The 15,605-nt window shown below is 52.9% G+C and carries 12 protein-coding genes and 1 other RNA gene; 8 read left to right on the top strand and 5 right to left on the bottom strand.

Annotation, left to right across the window (positions count from 1 at the left end; genetic code table 11):
• Positions 1-53: 53 nt before the first annotated feature.
• Positions 54-1,655, top strand: coding sequence for a methyl-accepting chemotaxis protein (locus LG323_RS09990; RefSeq protein WP_404415575.1), 1,602 nt, complete (start codon positions 54-56; stop codon positions 1,653-1,655).
• On the opposite strand, the gene amt (LG323_RS09985) is transcribed toward LG323_RS09990, so the two are convergent.
• Positions 1,603-3,981 carry an ammonium transporter gene (gene amt, locus LG323_RS09985; RefSeq protein WP_404415572.1) on the bottom strand — a complete coding sequence of 793 codons (2,379 nt, stop codon included), beginning with the start codon at positions 3,979-3,981 and terminating at the stop codon, positions 1,603-1,605. The two genes, LG323_RS09990 and amt (LG323_RS09985), sit on opposite strands and share 53 nt — an antisense overlap.
• 311 nt (positions 3,982-4,292) lie before the next feature.
• Here amt (LG323_RS09985) and LG323_RS09980 point away from each other — a divergent pair, with 311 nt between their 5' ends.
• Together LG323_RS09980 and amt (LG323_RS09975) are read left to right on the top strand one after the other, a co-directional pair.
• Positions 4,293-5,849: a DUF3369 domain-containing protein gene (locus LG323_RS09980; protein WP_404415569.1), complete on the top strand. Its 1,557-nt coding sequence runs from the start codon at positions 4,293-4,295 to the stop codon at positions 5,847-5,849.
• A 3-nt stretch (positions 5,850-5,852) separates the two neighbouring features.
• Positions 5,853-8,183: an ammonium transporter gene (gene amt, locus LG323_RS09975; RefSeq protein ID WP_404415566.1), complete on the top strand. Its 2,331-nt coding sequence runs from the start codon at positions 5,853-5,855 to the stop codon at positions 8,181-8,183.
• 158 nt (positions 8,184-8,341) lie between these two features.
• On the opposite strand, the gene ssrA is transcribed toward amt (LG323_RS09975), so the two are convergent.
• Both ssrA and smpB read right to left on the bottom strand, forming a co-directional pair.
• Positions 8,342-8,702, bottom strand: a transfer-messenger RNA (tmRNA) gene (ssrA, locus tag LG323_RS09970).
• Between the two features lie 67 nt (positions 8,703-8,769).
• Positions 8,770-9,252: an SsrA-binding protein SmpB gene (gene smpB, locus LG323_RS09965; RefSeq protein ID WP_310696016.1), complete on the bottom strand. Its 483-nt coding sequence runs from the start codon at positions 9,250-9,252 to the stop codon at positions 8,770-8,772.
• 107 nt (positions 9,253-9,359) lie between these two features.
• On the opposite strand from smpB, the gene LG323_RS09960 reads away from it, so the two are divergent.
• Positions 9,360-9,800 carry a type II toxin-antitoxin system RatA family toxin gene (locus LG323_RS09960; protein WP_404415561.1) on the top strand — a complete coding sequence of 147 codons (441 nt, stop codon included), beginning with the start codon at positions 9,360-9,362 and terminating at the stop codon, positions 9,798-9,800.
• The gene (locus LG323_RS09955; protein ID WP_404415559.1) at positions 9,784-10,071 is read left to right on the top strand and encodes an RnfH family protein; all 288 of its coding nucleotides are present in this window, start codon (positions 9,784-9,786) and stop codon (positions 10,069-10,071) included. Before LG323_RS09960 ends, LG323_RS09955 begins: the two co-directional genes overlap by 17 nt.
• Here the strand turns inward: LG323_RS09955 and LG323_RS09950 are convergent.
• Positions 10,068-10,550 (bottom strand): outer membrane protein assembly factor BamE, encoded by a 483-nt coding sequence (locus tag LG323_RS09950; RefSeq protein ID WP_404415556.1) that lies wholly within the window; start codon positions 10,548-10,550, stop codon positions 10,068-10,070. The two genes, LG323_RS09955 and LG323_RS09950, sit on opposite strands and share 4 nt — an antisense overlap.
• 112 nt (positions 10,551-10,662) lie before the next feature.
• Between LG323_RS09950 and fur the strand changes: the two genes are divergently transcribed.
• Positions 10,663-11,070 carry a ferric iron uptake transcriptional regulator gene (gene fur / locus LG323_RS09945; protein ID WP_404415554.1) on the top strand — a complete coding sequence of 136 codons (408 nt, stop codon included), beginning with the start codon at positions 10,663-10,665 and terminating at the stop codon, positions 11,068-11,070.
• Between the two features lie 73 nt (positions 11,071-11,143).
• Here the strand turns inward: fur and recN are convergent, their stop codons facing one another.
• Entirely contained in the window at positions 11,144-12,799 is a 1,656-nt protein-coding gene (recN, locus tag LG323_RS09940) for a DNA repair protein RecN (RefSeq protein ID WP_404415551.1), read from the bottom strand.
• Between the two features lie 191 nt (positions 12,800-12,990).
• Here recN and grpE point away from each other — a divergent pair, with 191 nt between their 5' ends.
• Together grpE and dnaK are read left to right on the top strand one after the other, a co-directional pair.
• Positions 12,991-13,578, top strand: a complete 588-nt coding sequence (gene grpE / locus LG323_RS09935; protein WP_310696010.1) for a nucleotide exchange factor GrpE — start codon at positions 12,991-12,993, stop codon at positions 13,576-13,578.
• An 87-nt stretch (positions 13,579-13,665) separates the two neighbouring features.
• Positions 13,666-15,594, top strand: coding sequence for a molecular chaperone DnaK (gene dnaK / locus LG323_RS09930; protein ID WP_404415546.1), 1,929 nt, complete (start codon positions 13,666-13,668; stop codon positions 15,592-15,594).
• Positions 15,595-15,605 lie beyond the last annotated feature (11 nt).

Genomic DNA, 15,605 nt, shown 5'->3' with positions numbered 1-15,605 from the left:
CTGGCTTTCATTCTGGGAGTTGCCTAACCTGATGGGTAAAAGGAGATAAAACAATGAAAACAATCAAAGACTGGTCGCTGCGCACCAAAATCAGAATACCCTTGGGCTTGGCTGCTTTGCTGATACTCTTTATGAGTGTTACCTCCTACCTTGCCATGAACAGCATCTCCACCCAGGTGAAAAGTTTTGATGAGCAGTATTTTCCGGCCATTTCAGCTGTACTTAACGCAGACCGGGATCTCTACCAGAACCTGGTGGCTCTGCGTCAGTTGCAGCAGGAAGCCAGTGCCGGGAACAGGGAGGCACTGCAACAGGATATTGAGGAGAATTACCAGCAAGCCCTGGATCGCGGTCTGACCGCCATTGAGCTGTTGGGTGAACAAGCTTCCACTTCGGCGGCCAGTGAATATCAGACCCTGATGACGACCTGGCAGGAGCATACCCAGGAACTGATAGCCAACCCTGACCGGCAAGAACAGCAAGCCTTGTTTGAGGCTCCCAGAGAATTTCTGAATGAGCTGGGTGAACGTATTGATGAACTGGCCCAGGCCTCCTCTACAGAAGCCGCGAGCACAACAGACCAGCAAACCTTCATGCAACTGGTGCAGCTGCTGGTGCTTATTCTGGCCTTTTTACTGGCGGGCATCCTGGCCCCCAAACTGCTGGTGGGGCCGATTGAATTTCTGCGCAACCGGATGCGGGATGTGGCTCAGGGTGAAGGGGATCTGACCGCACGTATTCAGGTCAGCTCCAAAGATGAACTGGGCCAGGTGGCTGCTGCTTTTAACCAGGTCATGGAAAAGCTGCACCAGTCCATTTCCGTGGTCAAGACCGTGAATGATGAAGTGGTCAAACGCACCCGCCTCTTGCACGATACCGCCGCCTCCAATATTGAGCTGACCGAACAGCAGCAGCAAACGGTAGATCAGGTGGTTGTGGCCATGGAGGAGATGCACTCGGCAGCCAGAGAAATTGCCAACAACTCCAACAGTGGTGCTGAATCCGCCAGCGGTGCCAGCACCTCGGTGAGCCAGGGTGTGGATATCTCTCAGCAATCCAGTGAACGGGTCAAACAGCTGGCCGATCAACTGGATTCTTCGTCCACCGCGATAAGCCGTCTGGCAGAAGAAGCCGAAAGTGTGGGCAGTGTGCTGGATGTGATTAAAGGCATTGCCGAACAAACCAACCTTCTGGCCCTTAATGCTGCGATCGAAGCGGCCCGGGCCGGTGATCAGGGTCGTGGTTTTGCCGTGGTGGCGGAAGAAGTCAGAGCCTTGGCGAGCCAGACACAAAGCTCCACTGAAGATATCCGCCAGAAAATAGAAACCCTGCAGACCGGTGCCGATGAATCCGTCACTGCGATTCGCCAGGGCCTGAAACTGGTGGAGACAACCGTAACCGATGTGGAAAAATCGGCCCAAGCCTTTGCCAGCATTCAGCAGGCAGTGGAAGAAATCAGCAACATGTCACTGCAAACGGCCACCGCAACAGAAGAACAGACCAACGTGGTGGCTGAAATCAACCAGAACCTGCAGTCAATTGCTGATTACTCCGCTGAAAGTAACGATTCTTCCAAAAGCCTGAATGAACTGGCGGCTACCCTTAAACAGCAAACGGATCAGCTGAGTGAGGTCGTGGGTTCCTTCCGGGTGTAACCGGCTTTGCAGTTTTGAGGGAATCAGTTGGCCGGGTATCCAGCTTGAAGAAACCGACACTGGCAGTGAGGCCGTCGGCATGATCCAACATCTGTTCAGCAATTGAGTTGATCTGCTCAGCGGAAACGACCGATTCTTTGCTATGGTTGGCTTGCAGACTCACACTGGCGGCAATGGCCTGCATACGCTTGAGCACCCCTTCAACCGAATTTTTGATGCTACTGATGGAGTCAATGGTCTGTTCGGCAACCTGGGTTACCTCCCTGGTTAAATGGCTGCTTTCTTCACTGGAATGCACAGCCTCCTGGGTATCCTTGACGATCTCATCAACCAGGGCAACGATTTCCCGAGTGGCTCCCAGGGTCCGCTCTGCCAGACTGCGAACCTCGTCCGCTACCACTGCAAAACCACGGCCATGTTCCCCTGCCCGAGCAGCCTCAATGGCAGCATTGAGAGCCAGAAGATTGGTTTGGTCAGAAATTTCCCCAATGGTCTGAATAATTTCACTGATGTTGCGTGAACTGCTGTCCAGCTTGCTGATGGTATGCAGCATCTGGCTGAGTGCCTCACCGACATTGTTCATGCTGGCAATATTGCCCTCTATGAACTGACAGCCCTGTTTGGCCTTGTCTTCCATTTGCCGGGCTGCATTGTTGGTTTCCTCAACATGGGTCTGAACCTGGGTAATGCTGGAAGTGAGAGCTTCATTGGCCTGGTTGAGTTGATTGCTGGAGCTGCCCAGATACTCGGCATATTCCTGGATATTGGCAGCAGAACCCTGTACCTGGGTTACTACCTGGCTCAGGTTGGTCACCATGTCAGCAATAGCATGACCCAGGTGATCCTCACTGCTTTTTGGGCGCAGACTGCAGGAGAGGTCACCCTTGGAGACGGCACGGGCCAGTCGGGTTTTTTCTTCCAGCTCTTCCAGCAATTGATTGAAGCTTTCTGCGACCTCGCCCATTTCCGTACCGATTTCCACCTCCACACGTTTCGACAAATCACCCTTGTCGACAATTTCCCGAATGGTTTCCATGGTGTCCAACCAGGCCATACGGGCACCATGCTCGGAAATATTCAACCCCTTTAATTCCTGATCCGGTGGCACCCGCAGTTTGTTGAATTTTTTGAGTAGATAAAAAAGGATCAGGCCAGCAGCCAGAGTCCAGGCAAACGTGGCTGCAACACCGATAAACTGAATCCATAGCTGGCTTATGGGGTCGCCAGTTGCAAGGCGCTCTGCAGGCGCCAAAACAGCCAAAGCCAGGGTGCCCCAGGCACCACCGAAACCGTGCACGGCGATTGCACCTACGGGGTCATCCAGTTTGAAAACATAAAGCAGTAGCCACTCGGCAAAATACACCAGACAGCCACTGCTCAGGCCAATCAGCACGGCACCCCCAGGGGTTAAAATATTAGCACCTGCTGTAACTCCGACCAGGCCGCCCAGAATACCATTGAGGATACGCTCAACGACCGGAACCTTGTGAATGAACATGGAGATAAAAAAGCAGGCCAAGCCCCCGAAAGCCCCTGCCAACATGGTGTTCAGCAGAATATGGGCAATATCGGTTGAAGCTTCCAGCGTACTGCCACCATTGAATCCGAACCAGCCAAACCAGAGTATCAGCACACCGATGGAAGCCATGGCAACATTACAGCCGGGAATATTGCGGGGTTTTCCATCGGCATCAAAGCGACCAATGCGTGGCCCCAGTAGCATTATGCCTGCCAGCCCCATCCAGCCACCCACAGAGTGCACTACTGTGGAGCCGGCAAAGTCCATGAATCCCATGGCTGCAAGCCAGCCATCTTCCCCGGTCAGATAGGCCCCGCCCCAGATCCAGTGCCCGACAACCGGATAGATCAGGGCACCGATGACTACCGCAATCACCAGATAGGCATGGAACTTGACTCTTTCCGCCACAGCACCGGACATGATGGTCACGGCTGTACCTGCAAAAACAGCCTGGAAAGCAAAAAAGATCAATCCGAAAGGCTCATCATTGCCCTGCAGCATAAAGCTGTCGGTACCCATCAGCCCCCAAAGGGAAGAACCGAACATGATGCCAAAGCCCACCACCCAGAAACCGGCGATGGAAAAAATCAGGTCAGTGACATTTTTGATGGCAACATTGATGCTGTTTTTGGCCCTGACCAGGCCGGATTCCAAGCCGGTAAAACCGGCCTGCATGAACAACACCAGACACAGGGCAACCGCAATCCAGATCATGTCCAGCTTACCCTGGAGATCAGCAAGACTGTTGTTTTCAGCATGTACAGGTAGGGCAAAAAGTAACAGCAGAGCGAAGGCAGGAAGTTTCATAGAGAGTCCCTTTTTTGATTTTTTATTCAACTGGGCTATGGCAAGTTTGGTGCCACCTCTTAGTGAGGAGTATTTATGAAGTGAATATGTTTTTTGTTTCTGGTTTTGAATGAAGAGGCTCAGGAGTTGGCCGTACGGTGGTGTTGCATGTAAGACAAAGCCTTACTAAATGTAGGGTTATTGACAAGAAAAAAAGAACTGCTCCTGCGGGGATGGTGGTTGAATTCACCCAATTTTTATATGGCATGGGATTTGCTAGCGAGCCAATAACGTTTCTTGAAAAACCTCATACCCTCACAGGGAGTAGCTGTATGAGCGATGAATTGCTTTTTGCCGAGGAGGATGACAGCCTAGCCAGCGAAGACTCCACCACCCATGTACCTTGGAAGGTGCTGATTGTTGATGATGAACCGGAAGTTCACAGTATCACCCGGCTGGCTTTGTGTGATTTCGTGTTTGATGGCCGTAGCCTGGAGTTCCTCAGCGCCCACTCGGGTGCCGAAGCCAAACAATTGATCAGCCAGCACCCGGATACTGCCCTGATGTTTCTGGATGTGGTGATGGAAACCGATGATGCTGGGCTTCAGGTGGCACGTCATGTGCGAGATGAGGCTAAAAACAACATGACCCGCATAGTGTTGCGTACCGGCCAGCCCGGTCAGGCTCCAGAGCGTCGGGTAATACTGGATTACGACATCAACGACTACAAAACAAAAACTGAACTGACCAGCCAGAAACTTTTTACCACTGCAGTGGCAAGCCTGCGTTCCTTCCGCGACCTGGACACCATCCAGCAAAATCGCCGTGGTCTGGAAAAGATCATTGAAGCCTCATCAAGCCTCTTTGAAATTCTCTCCATGGAAAAATTCGTTCAGGGCGTGCTGACCCAACTGGTATCGTTGCTGGGGATGCAGCGGGATGCTTTTTATTGCAGCAGTTGCTTTGTGAGCGGTAGCGAGGCAGAAAGCCTCTACTTGTTGGCCGGTGCCGGTCATTTTGAAGGTCTGGGTCAAAAACCTGCACCCGAGGTGGTGGCTCCTGAGATCATGGCCTTCCTGGAAACCGCTCTGATGCGGCGTGAAAGTCTGTTCGAACCGGAACGGATGGTCATCTACTTTGAAGACAGTCAGCGCCATAAGAACATGATTTATATGGAGGCCCAGCACTCACTGGACGAGGTTGACCGCACTCTGCTGGAGGTGTTCTGTTCCAATGTGGCCGTTGCGTTTGGCAACGTGCGCCTGAACCAAGAGATTGAATCCACCCTAAGGGAAATCGTCCATCGCCTGGCATCAGTGGCCGAAACCCGCTCCAAGGAAACTGGAAACCATATTCACCGGGTCGCAGCCTACTGTCGCCACCTGGCCGAACTGGCCGGTATTGACGAAGAGGAGGCCGAGTTGCTGGCGCAAGCGGCAACCTTGCATGATATTGGAAAAGTCAGTGTGCCCGATGAGATTCTCAACAAGCCAGGCCGATTAACGGCTGAAGAGTTTGAGGTGATGAAAGGCCACTCCCAGGCTGGGCATCAGTTGTTTGCCGATTCCGAACGCCCCATGCTGCGAACAGCTTCCATCATTGCCCGTGATCATCACGAACGCTATGACGGCAAGGGTTATCCCAATGGCCTTGCGGGTGAGCAAATCCACTTTTATGGCCGCATAGCTGCGATTGCAGATGTGTTTGATGCCCTTTCCATGGATCGTGTTTACAAAAAAGCCTGGCCCCTGGAGCAGATTAGGGAGCATTTTGCCGGGGAGCGGGGCACCCATTTTGACCCCCAGCTTATTGACCTGTTTTTGGCGCACTTTGATGAGTTTGCAGCCATTCGCCGGCAGCTTGCCGATTCACAACCGGCAGGAGCCTGAGCCATGCAGGAAAATCTTGACCTTATCTGGATTCTGATTGCAGCTTTCATGGTTTTCATGATGCAGGCCGGTTTCACCATGCTGGAAACTGGTTTTGTGCGGGCAAAGAACTCCGTCAACATTGCCATGAAAAACGTGGTCGATTTTATAGCAGGTGCCCTGTCCTTCTGGCTGGTGGGTTTTGGTTTGATGTTCGGTGCCAGTCAAGTGGGTCTTTTTGGCTGGCAGGGAATGATGCTGGATGGCTTTTCCAGTGATTACGACCATGCTCTCTTTGTCTTTCAGCTGATGTTTGCCGCCACCGCCGCCACCATCGTCAGTGGTTGCGTGTCCGAGCGCATGAGTTTTCGAGGCTATGCGGCCATCTCGGTAGTGCTGACTACTCTGATCTATCCGGTATTCGGCCACTGGAGCTGGCACGATGACGGCTGGTTGGCCAAGCTGGGGTTCATGGATTTTGCAGGCTCGACTGTGGTGCACCTGGTCGGAGCCACCGTGGGCCTGGTTGGAACCCAGATGCTGGGTGCACGTTATGGGCGTTTTGCTGACAACGGCGAAGCAATAGAGATTCCGCATTTCAATCTCACCCTGGTTACTCTGGGGGTTTTTCTACTTTGGTTCGGTTGGTTTGGGTTTAATGGTGGCAGCGCACTGGTTGCCGATGGCAGTGTGGCGACTATTGTCATGAACACCGTACTGGCAGGGGCGGCTGGCGGCGGAAGTGCCTTCGTAATCACCCTCACGCACGGTAAAACCATTTCAGTGACCAGAACACTCAACGGTATTCTTGGTGGGCTGGTCGCGGTCACCGCCAGTGCTGATTTGGTCACTCCGGGAGCCGCTGTGTTGATCGGAGCTCTGGGTGGTGTTCTGGTCTACTACGGTGAACTCCTGCTGCTGCGTCTGCAAATCGATGACCCCGTAGGAGGCATTCCCGTACATGGCATCGCCGGTATAGGTGGCACCCTGGTTTTCCCACTCTTTGTGGCTGCAGACCAGTTGGCCACCGGTGCGGTGCTCACTCAGCTTGGGGTGCAGCTGCTCGGGGTGGCGGCAGCCATTTTCTGGTCGGTGCTGATTTCGTTGCCAGTGTTCTGGTTGCTTAAGCGTCGCAACCATTTGCGGGTATCGCTTGAAAATGAGCTGATCGGCTTGAATGTGGCCGAACATGGTGTGCGCATGACCTGGATTGATACGGTCAACACCATGCAGCGCATTGTCAGTGAAGGGGATTATTCCCGCCGCGTGGATGTGGAGTTTGGTACCGAGGCCGGTGATGTGGCCGCTTCGTTTAATACCCTGCTGGATGACCTGGAAGAGCGAATTGAATTGCTGAACCGTATCTCCCACGGCGAACTGGGCGTGGACTGCCCGCCTCCCAAGAGTGAAAAAGACATCCTGTCACTTTCCATCAAACACATGGTCGCCAACCTGGCCAGCCTTGTACGCAGGATTGAAGTCAAAAACCATCAGCTTCAGGAATTAAACGAGGGACTGGAAGCCCGAGTGCGTGATCGTACAGCCGAGCTGGCCGCAGAAAGAACACGCCTGGAAAATGCCCTGGAAACAGTGCAGGCAGCACAAAAGCAACTGATCGAATCTGAAAAGATGGCGGCATTGGGGTCGCTGGTGGCGGGCGTGTCCCACGAAATTAACACGCCTGTAGGAATTGCGGTAACGGCAGCCAGTCATCTGGATGAAAGAGCAACCAGTTTCAAACAGCTGTTTAGCGACAACCAGATGAAGCGCTCGGATCTCGAGCAGTTTCTTGCCCTGGTGGAAGAAAGCTGTCGGATGTTGCTGGGCAATCTGCAACGGGCTGCGGATCTGGTGCACAGCTTTAAACGGGTGGCAGTGGATCAATCCACCGATGAACTCACCCAGCTCAATGTACGCCAATACATTGAAGAGACCTTGCTGAGTCTGCGCCCGCAAATGAAAACCCGGCCCATCCGTATTGAGCTGGACTGCCCTGAAAATCTCTTTATCACCACCCATGCAGGTCCATTTTCCCAGGTACTGACCAATCTGGTTATGAATGCGTTACTGCATGCTTTCGAGCCGGATCAGTCGGGGGTGATAGAAATTGCTGTCAGCCAGGATGATAAGGGCGAATTGCATTTGCGATTTACCGACAATGGCAAGGGTATTCCTGCAGACTCACTGGAAAAGATTTTTGACCCCTTCTTCACCACTAAGCGGGGTAATGGCGGCACTGGACTGGGGCTACATATCCTCTATAACATCATCACCCAACAGTTGGGTGGCAGCGTTCAGGTCAGCAGTCAGCCGGGTGAGGGCACCTGCTTTGATATATATATACAACCGGCCTGATTCAAGATTTGCAGGTATGGGTTGCAAACACTCAGAATTGCCTTTGCTGAATGGATATTGCAGGGTGCTTTGAGTGGGATCACAGGTATCCCAAGTGGTATCCTGGAAAGTCAGGCACAAAAAAAGCCCTGAATAATCAGAGCTTTTTTGTCAGAATTTGGTGGAGACGGCGGGAGTTGAACCCGCGTCCGCCGACACTCTGCCCTTGGATCTACATGCTTAGTTTCGTCATTTGTTTTAACTGTCGGGTCTCCGACGAACAGGATACCCTTCAGCGATCCTTCGATTTGAGTTTAACAGCGCCGACGAAGGCGATCTTTGCTGCGATCCTATCTGGCTGCGCTCATAATCTCCGTCCACCTGCGATAGGCAACATGGCTTCAGGAGTAGCCTACGCGGCTAGAGCGTAAGAGTCGTCGTTTGCGACTATAACAATTGAAGCGATTGATTTACGAGAGCCACTTCACTCTCGGCATGCACCTCAGGTTTCGCTACCGGCGTCGAAGCCAGGACGTCCCCGTAATGTGTGACTGCATTTTAACACAGTCAAACAGTTAAACCACAAGCAACTTAAAAAGTTCCTGGATTATTTGTTTTGTTCACGCAGGATGCGGCCTTTCTGGCGCTGCCAGTCCTGATCCTTGTCAGCGGCCCGCTTGTCATGCAGTTGCTTGCCCTTCACCAGAGCCAGCTTACACTTGACCTTGTTGCCCTTCCAATAAAGAGACAGGGGGACGCAAGTGAAGCCTTTCTGATTGATCTTGCCCACCAGGCGGGCAATTTCTTTTTTGTGCAACAGCAGCTTGCGGGTGCGCGTTGGATCAGCCACCACATGCGTGGAGGCGGTGTTCAGCGGTGTGATGTGAGAGCCCAACAGGAAGGCCTCTTCATCCTTGATGAGAATGTAAGTGTCCGTGAGCTGGCATTTGCCGGCCCGTAAGCTTTTCACTTCCCAGCCAGCCAAAACCAGACCCGCTTCAAAGGTTTCTTCGATGTGGTATTCGTGTCTGGCTTTGCGGTTAACGGCAATGGTATTGCTGTCCGGCTGTTTTTTAGATTTTTTACCCATAAATAGGCGAATCCTGATTAATAATCCTAAGGTGTCCGAGAAAGTCTGCAGAAAATCTGGCTCATGTTAGAATCCCTGGCACAGCAGCTGTGAACTGGAGACTAAATATGAGCCGTATCAGCCGTTCGGCTTTGGTCATGCACTCGGCAAAAGAAATGTTCGAGTTGGTCAATGACTGTGAATCTTACCCGAAATTCCTTCCCGGTTGCAGTGATGCACGACTGATTGAGCGAAAAGATGATTATTTGATTGGTGAGCTGGAGCTTTCCAAAGCGGGCATGAAGTATCGCTTCACCACCCGCAATGAGTTGTTTGATCCCGAGCGTATCGACTTATCCCTGGTGGAAGGGCCTTTCAAAAAACTGGAAGGCCACTGGTATTTTCAGCCGCTGTCCGAGAAGGCCTGTAAGGTGAACTTTGAGCTGGAGTTTGAAATTGCCGGCAAGGTGGTTTCCAAAGCCCTGACCCCCTTGTTTTCGCAAATGGCGGCTAGTCAGGTCGATGCTTTTGTCAAACGTGCCGATGAGGTCTATGGAAAAAATGCCTGAAATCGAAGTGGCTTATGGTCTGCCTGAAAAACAGAAACTGCTGAAACTGCAGGTGCCGGAAGGAACCAGTGTGCGTCAGGCGGCCGAGATGTCCGGTATGCAAGCTTTTTTCCCCGGCTTGGATATCAGCCAGGCCAAACTGGGAATTTTTGGCAAGCTGGTTGCCAAGCCGGATGAACAGCCGGTCAAGCAGGGCGATCGAGTGGAAATTTATCGCCCCCTGATTGCTGATCCCAAGGCAGCCCGTGCCAAGCGGGCCGAAAAGAGTTAAAGGCCACCGCGTGGGCCGCCGGGCGTTTGGCCGGGTTCTCTTTGCTGGGGGTCTGGCTGGCGAGGCTGAGCCGGTGTAGTGTCCGTGGCTGGTATACCTTCATCAGCACTGGGTATCAGCTCATCCAGTGACTCCACATTCACCTGGTTTTCCTTGACGTTGATGCTGGCTACCTGCAAACGGTCGTCTTCACCCGGCTCAAAAACCAGGCTGACTCTTTTGCGGGCCTTGAGTTGCTGGCCACTGCGTACCTGATAAACATAATCCCACTGGCGGTCATTGCCCAGCGGCGTGAGTAGCGGACTGCCCAAAAGGTACTTCACCTGATCGGGTCGCATGCCCACTTCCAGCTGATCCAGGGCCTCGTCATCCAGCAGGTTGCCCTGTTGAATATCGCGTTTATAAGGCCCCAGCCAGCTGCAACCCGTAATCAGGAGCGCCAGAAGTGCATAGGTGAGTATTTTAGTGGGTTTTTTCATAACAAATGGGTTTAACTCTGATCCGCTTCAGTGAATAATAGAGGCAGTGAATGATACTCAAAACTTTGCACTACTGCGAAGAATTCTGATCACTTTAGCATAGAGAGTTCCAATGGCTGACGAAAATCAGGAATTAAGAAAGGCAGGCCTGAAAGTAACCCTGCCCAGAATCAAGATTCTACAGGTGCTGGAGCGACTGTCGGATGACCATCTGAGTGCTGAGGATGTCTACAAAACCCTGATTGAGTCCGGCGAAGATGTTGGCCTGGCTACGGTGTATCGAGTTTTGACCCAGTTCGAGGCAGCCGGTCTTGTTGACAAGCATAACTTTGATGGTGGACATGCCGTTTTTGAGCTGTCCAAAGCCGATCACCATGATCACATGGTGAATGTCGATACCGGGGAAGTTATCGAGTTTTACGATGCGGAAATTGAAAAACGCCAGCATCAGCTCGCTGAAGAGCAGGGTCTGGATCTGGTCGATCACGCCCTGGTTCTTTACGTCAAGAAAAGGCGCTAAGAAACCTCTGATTAACTACTGCGCTCGTGACGTAAATCAGAGGCTCCCTAAACCCTGGATCAGGAAGGCCGCTTTAGTGGCGGCTTTCCTGGAGCATCTCCCGGGCATGAGCCAAAGTTGAATCCGACAGCTTGATCCCTCCCAGCATTCGGGCCAGCTCGGTCACCCGACCCTGTTCATCCAGCAGTTGCATGTGGGTCTGGGTGTTTTCATCTTCCGTTTTTTTGTGAATATGCAGATGCTGGTCTCCTTGAGCCGCAACCTGGGGCAAATGGGTGACACAAAGGATCTGGCCGCGCTCGGCAAGCTGTTTGAGCATTCTGCCGACAATTTCTGCGACGGCACCGGAAATACCCACATCCACCTCATCAAACACCAGGGTTGGAATGCTGCTGGTGGCTGCGGTAACCACCTGAATAGCTAGACTGATGCGTGACAACTCGCCCCCGGAAGCAATACGAACCAGGGGTTTGGGGGGTTGTCCGGGGTTGGGAGCAATCAAAAACTCAATTTCATCCTGACCCTGAGGGTGTAATCCCTGAAGGGGCTGAAAGCTGACCTTGAACTGACTTTTTTCCATGCCCAGGTACGACAGCTGCTGGTCTATGGCGGACTCCAGCTCTTCTGCAGCCTGGCGGCGTTTCTGGCTCAGTTCCTCTGCCTGGGTTCGGAAGGCTGCAGTCAGTTCTTCCAGCTCCTGGGTCAGTTGGTCGAGGCTGCCTTCTCCGGCATCCAGTTCCTCCAGCTCGGTGCGTAATTGCTGATGATGCTGAGGCAGCTCTTCCGGGGGCAGATGATGCTTGCGGGCAGTCTGGTAGATGCTGTTCAGGCGCTCTTCCACCCACTCCAGGCGTGCCGGGTCGATTTCAATTTTGCTGAGATACACTTCCAGGTCATGGCTGGCTTCCTGCAGCTGAATCTGGGCATCACCCAGCAGACCCTTGACGGCTTCCAGTGCAGGCGTGTTGAGATTGCCCAGCAGTTGCAGAGCCTGGTTGACCTGTTGCAGGGCGGCACCCTCTTCCTGATCACAGCAATTAAGGGCCTGCTGACTGGTCTGAATCAGATTTTCCGCATTGGCGAGTTCTTTCTGCTCGGCTTCCAGTTCCGCCAGTTCCTGCTCACTCAGGGCCAACTGATCCAGCTCTTCAACCTGGTAGCGCAATAATTGAATGCGGGCGCGCTGGGCATCATCCTGCTGGCGCAGATTCTCCAGACGCTTGTGAGCCTGTTTCCAGGTGCGATAGTGGTCGGCCAGCTTTTCGGCATCGTTTCTTAAGCCTGCGTAGCTGTCCAGCAGAGGCAAATGGGTGTCCTTGCGCAATAAAGATTGGTGGGCATGCTGGCCGTGGATATCCAGCAGCAGCTCGCCCAGCTCCTTCAAATGCTGAACCGGGCAGGGTTGGCCATTGATCCAGGCTTTGGAGCGACCATTGGCCAGCAGGCTGCGGCGCAGAAAGCACTCATCACTGTCCAGTTCATGGGATTCCAGCCAGTTTCTGGCTTCGGGCAAAGCAGTCAAATCAAAGGAGGCGGTGATTTCAGCACGCTTGGCACCAAAGCGAACGCTGTCGCTGTCGGCGCGATCACCCAGCGCCAGGCCCAGGGCCTGCAGCAAAATTGACTTGCCTGCCCCGGTTTCGCCGGTGATCACCGTCATGCCGGGCCGAAATTCCAGTTCCAGCTGTTCAACGATGGCCAGTTGCTGAATACTTAGGTTGATAAGCATAGCGCCTCCCCTGATGTTTTATACAGTAAAACTTATACCTCAGCTGGCAACGAGTAGCAAGTTATGGGATTAAATTTCCGGTTTGCCTTGAAACTGACCCAAGTCGTCCCTATTTAGGTAGTCACCCCTTACAGGTTGTTAACTGATTTTTATCGGGCGGCGCTGATTCGCCCCGCTTACCGGAGTGAGATATGAGCAAAGATGAGGAGCTCAAGCAGCAACAGGATGAAGTCGAAGCCACCCAGGCAACAGAAGCGGATACTGTTTCAGAAGTTAGCCCGGAAGAAGAGATTGCCGGGTTGGCCGCTCAGGTTGAGAGCCTGCAGCAGGAGCTGAATGACACCAAGGATCACATGCTGCGCGCTGCAGCTGAAGCTCAGAATGTGCGGCGCAGAGCAGAAGCTGATGTGGAAAAGGCGCACAAGTTTGCCCTGGAAAAATTTGCCAGAGAGCTTTTGCCGGTAGCCGACAGCCTGGAAAAAGCAACAGAGGCACTGGGCGAAGTGGAAGAGTCTCAGAAAGAAGGGGTCGAAATGACTCTCAAACTTTTCCAGGATGTACTGGGCAAATTCAATATCAGTCAGGTTGATCCGATGGGGAAAACCTTCGATCCCCAGTACCATGAAGCCATGAGCATGGTGCCCAACCCCGAGTTGCCCGCCAACTCGGTCATGGATGTACTGCAAAAAGGCTACACCCTGAATGGCAGGCTGCTGCGCCCGGCGATGGTTGTCGTGACCACTGGTGGCAGCTCAAAAAAAATTGACGAGACCGCTTGAAATTGAGCCGCTGCGAACAAATAACGTAAGCAGACGCCAGCAAAAGCAAGCAGCTACTTTTTAAAACCGAATTTTGGAGATTAAATTATGGGTCGCATTATTGGTATTGACTTGGGTACAACCAACTCTTGTGTTGCCGTCCTGGATGGTGACAAACCCAAGGTTATTGAAAATGGTGAAGGGGGTCGTACCACACCCTCCATCATCGCTTACACCGAAGAAGGTGAAATCCTGGTTGGGCAGAGTGCCAAACGTCAGGCTGTCACCAACCCACACAACACGCTTTATGCGGTTAAGCGCCTGATTGGCCGCCAGTTTGATGAAGACGTTGTGCAGAAAGACATCAAAATGGTGCCTTACAAGATCGTCAAGGCCGACAACAACGATGCCTGGGTTGAAGTGAAAGGCAAGAAGATGGCACCTCCCCAGATTTCTGCTGAAGTCCTCAAGAAAATGAAGAAAACAGCAGAAGACTACCTGGGCGAAGAAGTCACCGAAGCGGTCATCACCGTGCCTGCCTACTTCAATGACAGCCAGCGTCAGGCCACCAAAGATGCCGGGCGCATTGCCGGTCTGGAAGTCAAGCGCATCATCAACGAGCCAACCGCTGCCGCTCTGGCTTACGGCATGGACAAGTCACGCGGTGACAAAACCATTGCGGTTTATGACCTGGGTGGCGGTACTTTCGATATTTCCATTATCGAAGTGGCCGATGTTGATGGCGAAACCCAGTTTGAAGTCTTGGCCACCAATGGTGACACCTTCCTGGGCGGTGAAGATTTCGACCTGCGCCTGATTGACTATCTGGTTGATGAATTCAAGAAAGACAGTGGTATTGACCTGAAAGGTGATCCTCTGGCCATGCAGCGTCTGAAAGAAGCTGCGGAAAAAGCCAAGATTGAACTTTCAGCCAGTCAGCAAACTGAGGTGAATCTGCCTTACGTGACTGCTGACCAGTCAGGCCCCAAACACCTGAACGTCAAGGTGAGCCGTGCCAAACTGGAAGCCCTGGTGGAAGAACTGGTTGAGCGTTCACTGGCTCCTTGCCGCACCGCTCTGAAAGATGCCGGTGTATCGGCATCTGAAATTGATGATGTCATCCTGGTCGGTGGTCAGACCCGGATGCCGCAGGTTCAGGCCAAGGTTGCTGAATTCTTCGGTAAGGATGCCCGTAAAGACGTGAACCCTGACGAAGCCGTTGCCGTGGGTGCTGCCATCCAGGGTGCCGTTCTTGCCGGTGACGTGAAGGATGTTCTGCTGCTGGACGTAACCCCGCTGACTCTGGGTATTGAAACCATGGGTGGCGTGATGACTTCTCTGATCGAGAAGAACACCACCATCCCGACCAAGAAATCCCAGGTCTTTTCCACAGCGGAAGACAACCAGGGTGCCGTAACCATTCACGTGCTTCAGGGTGAGCGCAAACAGGCAGCTCAGAACAAGTCACTGGGTCGTTTTGATCTAGCCGATATTCCGCCCTCTCCACGCGGTGTGCCCCAGATCGAAGTGACCTTTGACCTGGATGCCAACGGTATTCTCAACGTGTCTGCCAAAGACAAGGCCACTGGTAAAGAGCAGTCCATCGTCATCAAGGCGTCTTCCGGTCTGACCGATGAAGAAATCGAACAGATGGAACGCGATGCCGAAGCTCACGCTGAAGAAGACAAGAAGTTTGAAGAGCTGGTCCAGGCCCGTAACCAAGCCGATGGCATGATTCACGCAACCCGCAAGACTCTGGCGGATGTTGGCGACAAAGCCGAAGAAAGTGAAAAAGAAGCCATTGAAAAGGCGATTACCGAACTGGAAGAGGCCCTCAAGTCGGATGACAAGGATCAGATCGAAGCCAAGACTCAGGCTCTGACCGAAGCATCCGGTGGTCTGGCTCAGAAGCTCTATGCCGAACAGGGTGGCGAGGCTCAGCCGGGTGCCGAAGGCGGTCAGTCGGAAGACGCTGGCAAAGGCCCGGATGATGCAGTCGATGCTGAGTTTGAAGAAGTGAAAGACGACAAGAAGTAAGCGTCCCTTGC

Origin of the sequence: Marinospirillum sp. (assembly GCF_044810985.1) — a bacterium.
In the GTDB taxonomy this organism is placed as follows: Bacteria; Pseudomonadota; Gammaproteobacteria; order Pseudomonadales; family Halomonadaceae; genus Marinospirillum.
The sequence above is the reverse complement of the archived record's forward strand: the minus strand, read 5'-3'. Positions and strand labels throughout refer to the sequence as shown.

Coding starts and splice junctions, on each gene's coding strand:
- recN (WP_404415551.1), bottom strand. CDS start 12,799: ATGCTTATCAACCTAAGTATTCAGCAACTGGCCATCGTTGAACAGCTG.
- LG323_RS09960 (WP_404415561.1), top strand. CDS start 9,360: ATGAGCCGTATCAGCCGTTCGGCTTTGGTCATGCACTCGGCAAAAGAA.
- dnaK (WP_404415546.1), top strand. CDS start 13,666: ATGGGTCGCATTATTGGTATTGACTTGGGTACAACCAACTCTTGTGTT.
- LG323_RS09955 (WP_404415559.1), top strand. CDS start 9,784: ATGGAAAAAATGCCTGAAATCGAAGTGGCTTATGGTCTGCCTGAAAAA.
- LG323_RS09980 (WP_404415569.1), top strand. CDS start 4,293: ATGAGCGATGAATTGCTTTTTGCCGAGGAGGATGACAGCCTAGCCAGC.
- amt (WP_404415572.1), bottom strand. CDS start 3,981: ATGAAACTTCCTGCCTTCGCTCTGCTGTTACTTTTTGCCCTACCTGTA.
- amt (WP_404415566.1), top strand. CDS start 5,853: ATGCAGGAAAATCTTGACCTTATCTGGATTCTGATTGCAGCTTTCATG.
- LG323_RS09990 (WP_404415575.1), top strand. CDS start 54: ATGAAAACAATCAAAGACTGGTCGCTGCGCACCAAAATCAGAATACCC.
- smpB (WP_310696016.1), bottom strand. CDS start 9,252: ATGGGTAAAAAATCTAAAAAACAGCCGGACAGCAATACCATTGCCGTT.
- fur (WP_404415554.1), top strand. CDS start 10,663: ATGGCTGACGAAAATCAGGAATTAAGAAAGGCAGGCCTGAAAGTAACC.
- grpE (WP_310696010.1), top strand. CDS start 12,991: ATGAGCAAAGATGAGGAGCTCAAGCAGCAACAGGATGAAGTCGAAGCC.
- LG323_RS09950 (WP_404415556.1), bottom strand. CDS start 10,550: ATGAAAAAACCCACTAAAATACTCACCTATGCACTTCTGGCGCTCCTG.